The sequence below is a fragment of the Propionivibrio pelophilus DSM 12018 genome (assembly GCF_059569095.1).
Map to the genome: position 1 here is coordinate 1 of NZ_JCANUT010000097.1, position 5849 is coordinate 5849.

7 protein-coding genes are annotated in these 5849 nt (G+C 58.3%); 2 read left to right on the forward strand and 5 right to left on the reverse strand.

Annotated features, from left to right (window positions below; genetic code table 11):
• Positions 1–322, forward strand: a 322-nt coding sequence (locus tag BO74_RS20370; RefSeq protein ID WP_496445114.1) for a transposase, incomplete at its 5' end; no start/stop codon positions are given.
• A 144-nt stretch (positions 323–466) separates the two neighbouring features.
• Here BO74_RS20370 and BO74_RS20375 read toward each other — a convergent pair.
• The 5 genes from BO74_RS20375 to BO74_RS20395 form a co-directional block, all read right to left on the reverse strand.
• On the reverse strand, positions 467–1582 hold the full coding sequence (locus tag BO74_RS20375; RefSeq protein ID WP_496445116.1) for a hypothetical protein: 1116 nt from the start codon (positions 1580–1582) through the stop codon (positions 467–469).
• Positions 1583–1614: 32 nt separating this feature from the next.
• A complete protein-coding gene (locus tag BO74_RS20380) occupies positions 1615–2250 on the reverse strand; it encodes a hypothetical protein (RefSeq protein WP_496445118.1) in 636 nt (211 codons plus the stop codon).
• Positions 2251–2546: 296 nt separating this feature from the next.
• Positions 2547–4319 carry an ankyrin repeat domain-containing protein gene (locus BO74_RS20385; RefSeq protein ID WP_496445120.1) on the reverse strand — a complete coding sequence of 591 codons (1773 nt, stop codon included), beginning with the start codon at positions 4317–4319 and terminating at the stop codon, positions 2547–2549.
• 261 nt (positions 4320–4580) lie between these two features.
• Positions 4581–4961, reverse strand: a complete 381-nt coding sequence (locus BO74_RS20390) for a helix-turn-helix domain-containing protein (protein WP_496445122.1) — start codon at positions 4959–4961, stop codon at positions 4581–4583.
• 1 nt (position 4962) lies between these two features.
• Positions 4963–5508 (reverse strand): type II toxin-antitoxin system HigB family toxin, encoded by a 546-nt coding sequence (locus BO74_RS20395; RefSeq protein ID WP_496445124.1) that lies wholly within the window; start codon positions 5506–5508, stop codon positions 4963–4965.
• 92 nt (positions 5509–5600) lie between these two features.
• On the opposite strand from BO74_RS20395, the gene BO74_RS20400 reads away from it, so the two are divergent.
• On the forward strand, positions 5601–5849 hold a 249-nt coding region (locus BO74_RS20400), incomplete at its 3' end, for a transposase (protein WP_496445126.1).

Consider the following 5849-nt stretch of genomic DNA (forward strand, 5'->3'; position numbering starts at 1 on the left):
CGCCCTGATCAAAGACGCCGGCAAGAAGAAGGTCTTCCTGATCCTCGACAACTTGCGTGTCCATCACAGCAAGCCGGTGAAAAAATGGGTGACCGAACACGCCGAGCAGATCGAACTGTTTTACCTGCCGAGCTACAGCCCGGAATTAAACCCCGAGGAACGATTGAATGCCGATCTCAAACAGGCGATGGGGTCAAAAGTCCCAGCCCGTACCAAAGCCAAACTCCGCTCCGCCGCGACCCAGCACATGACCGAACTTGAGCGTTCGCCTGAACGCATCAAGGCCTTCTTTCAGGACAAACAGGTTCGCTATGCCGCGTAAAAACTTATTCGGGCCTGATCAATAACAGCCTGCAGAGGGGCCTTTCTCAGGACCCCTTGCCGTATGTAATGCCCTTTTCCTGAATGACCTGTGACATTGACCATGATGCAAACAGGTCGGATTTTGATATCCGGCGCGTGGAAATCAATGCGCCTTAGGCAGTGGCTGGGCAGTCGGAATGCAGGCCTGCTCGACCTCAGCCTCGGCGCCCTTTAGCAGTTCGCCTCGGCGACGTATTTCGCCGCCCTGCTTGCGCACGGCCGCCAGGTAATGGTCGGCATTGAGGTTCATCGCCGTGAGCTGCTTCCACGACAGCGCACTGGCCATTGCGTCATACCAGGAATCGAACATGGCCCGGGCCGCTGCTTCGGTCTTGAACGCTGCGCCAAGGCCGCCAGCGAGATATTTCGCCCAGGGCGCATTGGATGCTACCTTCTTCCACTGGTCACGCTCGATGATCACGTCGAAGAGCATTTCCCCGGCCTCGCGCAGTTTCATGGCATCTCCTTGCAGGAGTGAGGTAGGGGAGTTGTCTGCGTCCTCGAAAACAAGCGGTGCATTGCCACCGAGAGAAAGGGCGGTTCCAATGCTCTCATACTGCTTGCCGAGTGCGGCGACGGCCGCTTTCTCGCTCTGGTTGAACTGCCGTGCTATGCGTATCGCATTGCGCTGTTCCGGGTCGACGCTCTCGGCCAGCAAATCGGCCAGTTTGCCGGCATTGTCGGCTAGATCCTTGATTGCCCCCTCGTTGATCGATTTCAGGCGACCAAGAGGTATCGCCAGCCAAAGGAACTGCCCCCGGTTTTTAGCCCGCTCGACCGCATCGCTCATGGTGCCTTCCCATTCAGCCCGCAGCCCCTGGTCGGCAGCGATCTGGCGGCTCAGGCGCTTGGAAACCTCGACCGCTTGATGCAGCGATTGGCGATAGGAATCGACGCGCTGACGAGCGAACTCGCACTGGCGGCTGCTCCAGTTGCTGCTGTCTGTGGGAGCGGGTATTCGCGGCCGCGGTTCGACGTCCTTGGCGTTGGCTGTGTAGTTCTGGTAATCGGACTTATATTTTGCCATTCGCCGGGCCACGTCATCGAATCGTCGCCTGCATTCTGCGACTTTTTCGTTGTTGCTTGCGGGGACTTTGGCGCAGTCGGCATTGAGCGCTTTTCGGTCCCGCTCGATCTCCGCCCGTCGTCCCTGTAGTTCAGCCGCCATGTCGGCCAGAGAGAGAGCGGCCCGCGCTCCGGCTGGCAACAAGAGTGCCAAGGCAAGCGCCAGGACGGGAAGCCGATGTTGGGTCACGGCAAGGACTCGTTGATTGTGAAGGTGAGGTGGTTCTCCTTGTTCAGGGCCACGTCCAGATCCTGCTTGAGCTTTGCCATGGCTTCGGATTCCGTGGCAGTTAGGGTGGATTTGGACTCCAGGCGCTGGAGGGATTCCTGCATTTCTTTCTTCTGTGCACGCAATTCCTGACGCTCCTGAATGAGGTTACGCATTTCCGGCGGGACCTTGTCTGGCGGGATCGGTTTTTCCTTGAGTTCCACCCGGCTGGGAGGCGGGGGAGGCGGAGGATTTGCCGGAGGCTGGCCGGCAATCGGCCCCCGGGTATCGAATCCGGACGAGGCCTGGTCGCGCCAATCCTCGATGTTGGCCGCAGGTTGAAGCGATTCTCCAGCCTTACTCTCCTGTCCGAAAAAAGCAGTTCCTCCGGGGCGCAGATCGGTAGAGGGGCGGGGGCTGTCGGGCAGAAGTTGCAGCCGGCCGGACAAGTCCTGCAATTGTTTTTCACGTGCCGCTTCCGCATCGGACTGGTCCTGCATCCGGCGTTGCTCTTCGGTAGCCTGTTGAGATGACACCTCCTCCTGCCGGGCACGGTCTCCCTCCATCTGCGTCTGCTTGATGCGCTGGACAGTGGCGGGGTTCGGGGTCGTCATGCTATCGAGAGTTTTCTGGAACTCCTGCAGAAATATTGCGTTGACACGGCTTCCTTTGCTGCGGCTGCCGGATGACGAAGAGGATGAAGAACGTACGTCGCCGGGGCAGGGCATGCCTGGATAGGGAACACAGACCGGGCCGGATGCCGCAGGAACCCCGCCCGCCATCGCATCCAACGGGAGGCACAGCATGACAGCGCTGGTTGCCGCGGCGAGAAGGGAGGTTCTTCTGCATGTCGTTCCGGCCATGCAATACCGCCGAGTCGTCGATGAGTCCATGTCACGCCACCCTTTTCCTACCGTGCCGGCCGCAGTTGCAGATTCAGGCGATCGGAGCCGCTGACCGTAACGGCGTCGCATACCTTATCGCAAAGCAGGCAACAGTTCGACGGAACGCCTGCCATGTTCACACAGTGATATCTCGTCTTGTAATGGGACCAGAGATATTCGAGGCTGATGCTTTTGGCGTCGGGTGCGAGGCGACCAGTCACGGGGTGCATCTGGGCAGGAATGGTGCAGTTGTGTTCGCCGCGACGAGAGCCTCCTTCGACGCTGCCCTTGATCACCTCATTTTCTTGCGTGAGTGAAAACGTCAGGCCCTTGTCCGAACGAATGTAAATTTTGTCGCCCTTAATCGAGACACTGTAGCCTTGGCCGCCACCGTCTTTCCAGCGACCTTCCATGCCCCGTATCTTGCCCTCTTCCTCTTGCGTGAGCTTGATTTCGTAAATTCTGTCCTGGGCGCTTTGGGCGCGCGGATCTGCTGGCATGGCATCGATGAAAAGCCGGAGGTTTTGTTCGGCGGCATCGTACTTCCCCCGTTCAGCCTGAATCTGGCCAAGGTTGTAGTACCCCTCCGCCCACCACGGAGCGTGCTGCAGGGCAGCTGCCACCTCGTTCTCGATGAGCGACATGTCCCGTCCCTTCTTCAGCAGGAAGGAACTGCGCACCAGATGTTCGCGTGCCTTCTCGGGCAGGGCGGGAGCCTGCGGCAGCGATGCGGCATAACGGACGATTTTTTGGCGCAACTCACGCTCGGGTGTGCCGCCGATATCCATGGCCTTGACGATGGCTGCCGTATAGAGCGCCAGCGCATCAGTCGAGCGTCCATTTTGCGCTGCCTGATCGGCTGCCGCCACATCACCGCTCAATGCTTGTGCCATCCGGAATTCGATCAACGACGCCACTCCCATCCGCTTTTGCGCGAGATCAGGGTCAAGCGGTGCGTCCGAGCGGCCAGCAGGAGGAAGCCCGCGCCGTTTGGCTATCGAAGCCAAACGAGCCTGATCCACGGCCGTGCCGGCATTGCCTGTGGCCGGCGCTCCCTTGGTGCGGGCGATGTCCAGGGCGGAGGCTCCGTCCCGGTTTCTGAGTCCGACATCGACGCCTTGCTCCAGAAAGAATTTCGCCATCTGGGCATTGCCAGATCTGGCGGCCAGATGCAACCCCGAATCGCCGTTTGTGCTGACAGCAAGGGGATCGGCGCCGAGCGCGGCGAGCATCCTCGCCAGGCTAATATCTTTTGCGAGCAGCAATGCGGTTTCTCCAGCCTTGTTTTGGGCCTTGGGTGAGGCGCCATTCTTGAGCAGGACTTCCGCAAGTGGCCGATCGCCATGAACCGCAGCCAGTAGCAGGGCGGTATTCCCCGCTGCATCTGCATTTTCGAGGCGTGCTTCAGCCGCCACGAGGAGTCGGGCTACATCGCCGTGTTTGTTGACTATGGCCAGCATCAATGGCGTCTGTCCCGATGCCGTGGCGAGGTTGATGTCGGCTTTGTTGCTCAGCAATTTTCGTATAACCGTTTCCTGGCCAGAGCACGCGGCAGCCTGCAATGGAGTCAGGATATTGTGCCCCGGACATCTTGGAGAACTGGTTTCGAATAGCGCAGGTATGTTGATTTCCTCACTGCTGGACTTCAGGAAATCATCGATGGCCGCCGCATCTCCTTCCAAAGCGGCCTGCGTTACCCTGCTAGGCGAGGTGACGCAGGCGCCAAGCGCAAGTGACAGCGCGGCAATATAGCCAGCCACAAAAATACGATACCCCAAAGAATCAGCGCGGCTTTTCATGTGCCAAACCTTTCTTTTTAGTGCATGAGCCTAAAGTGCAAGGATAACCACGGCCTTCGCGTGGCTCGGAATATCTCGGAGAATCAGCGTGCGTTTGGCGTGTACTACTGTGTCATTGGATCGGCCGCAGTGAGGGCAAAGACGCGAGATTGCCTTGGGTGTCGCCAGAACGTGATACCCGGACTCGGTTTCCTTGAAGTCGATGACATCCAGCCCGGCCAAGTTGAGGATATTGACCGGCACAGCGCTTGGCTCACCGAGTTATGCGGCCGCAGGCTGCTTTGATGGACGAATCAGGCTCTCGGCGGGAATGCCGAATTTCTCATGCAGACGCCATATCATATTGAGCGTCAGAGGGCGTTTCCGGGCGAGAATTTCATAAACACGATTGAGGCGACCGATTGCGGGCACCAAGTCCCTTGGCGTCAGCCCGGACTGTTCCATGCGGAACTTGATAGCTTCCACCGGATCGGGCAAGTCGATAGGGAAGTACTTCGCCTCATAGGCTTCGACCAAGGTCAGTAGCACCTCGAACCGATCCCCGTCCTGGGTTCCGGGTTCGGGTTCGTTGTCGAAATACGCCGATACCTCGCGCAGGGCCGCCTTGTAATCGGCATCGGTATGAATCGGTCGGATGTCCATGTTAGCCCTCCACTTCGACGGTTTCAGCATCAATCAGGTCGTACTCGGCATGTGTGCCGATGAATTTCACGTAGACGGCCTGGTAGCGATACGCAACCGAGAGCACCAGGCGATAGTCATTGCCCTTGAGATTGAAGACAACCCGGCGATCCTTGAGGATACTAGCGTTTCGGTACTGTGCCTTAATCTCCGCAGGCTGGTTCCAGGTAGCCTTCTTTGCCTCATCAACCCACGATTTCAACTGTTGCTCGGCATCCGGGTTGGACTCCCAGAAAGCTCGTAGGTAGCTGACAGCAACAATTCGCATGAGCAAATTATAGTCCCGCAATGGGACTTGATGCAACAAGAGTCCCTGCCAATTGGCAGACCAATCACTCTGCGGTGCAAAGGTGTGCGGCATCAAAAATAACGCCGAGAGGAAGGCCCGCGATCGACCCTTTGCGGAAATTGCCCATTTGGGAAAGCGGTCTTTCCGCCCACCTTTGGCCTCGCCACAAAAAGCTGTTTCCAGAGAATCCGAACCGGGCTTGTTCAACAACCGGTTCATGTCGCGGCTCGCTTCGCGATCACGACATAATGAGGTAGGCTGAAAAAAGTGGAGTCCAACGTTTCGTAAAATGTGAGGAACGGAGGACAAGGATGGAACGACTACCGAAAGGGATCTACACGCTGGAATTTCGGGCGGAAGCGGTGAAGCTGGTGGAAGCGGAAGGGCTGTCGGTGGATGCGGCAGCGAAGCGCTTGTCGGTGCCAAAGAGCAGTCTTGGCAATTGGGTGCGGGCGTCGCGTACAGGCAACCTGGCGAAGGTTGGGCAAGGCCAGAGGGTGCCGACGGAAACGGAAATTGAACTGGCGCGACTGCGCAAGGAATTGGCGGAAGTGAAACTG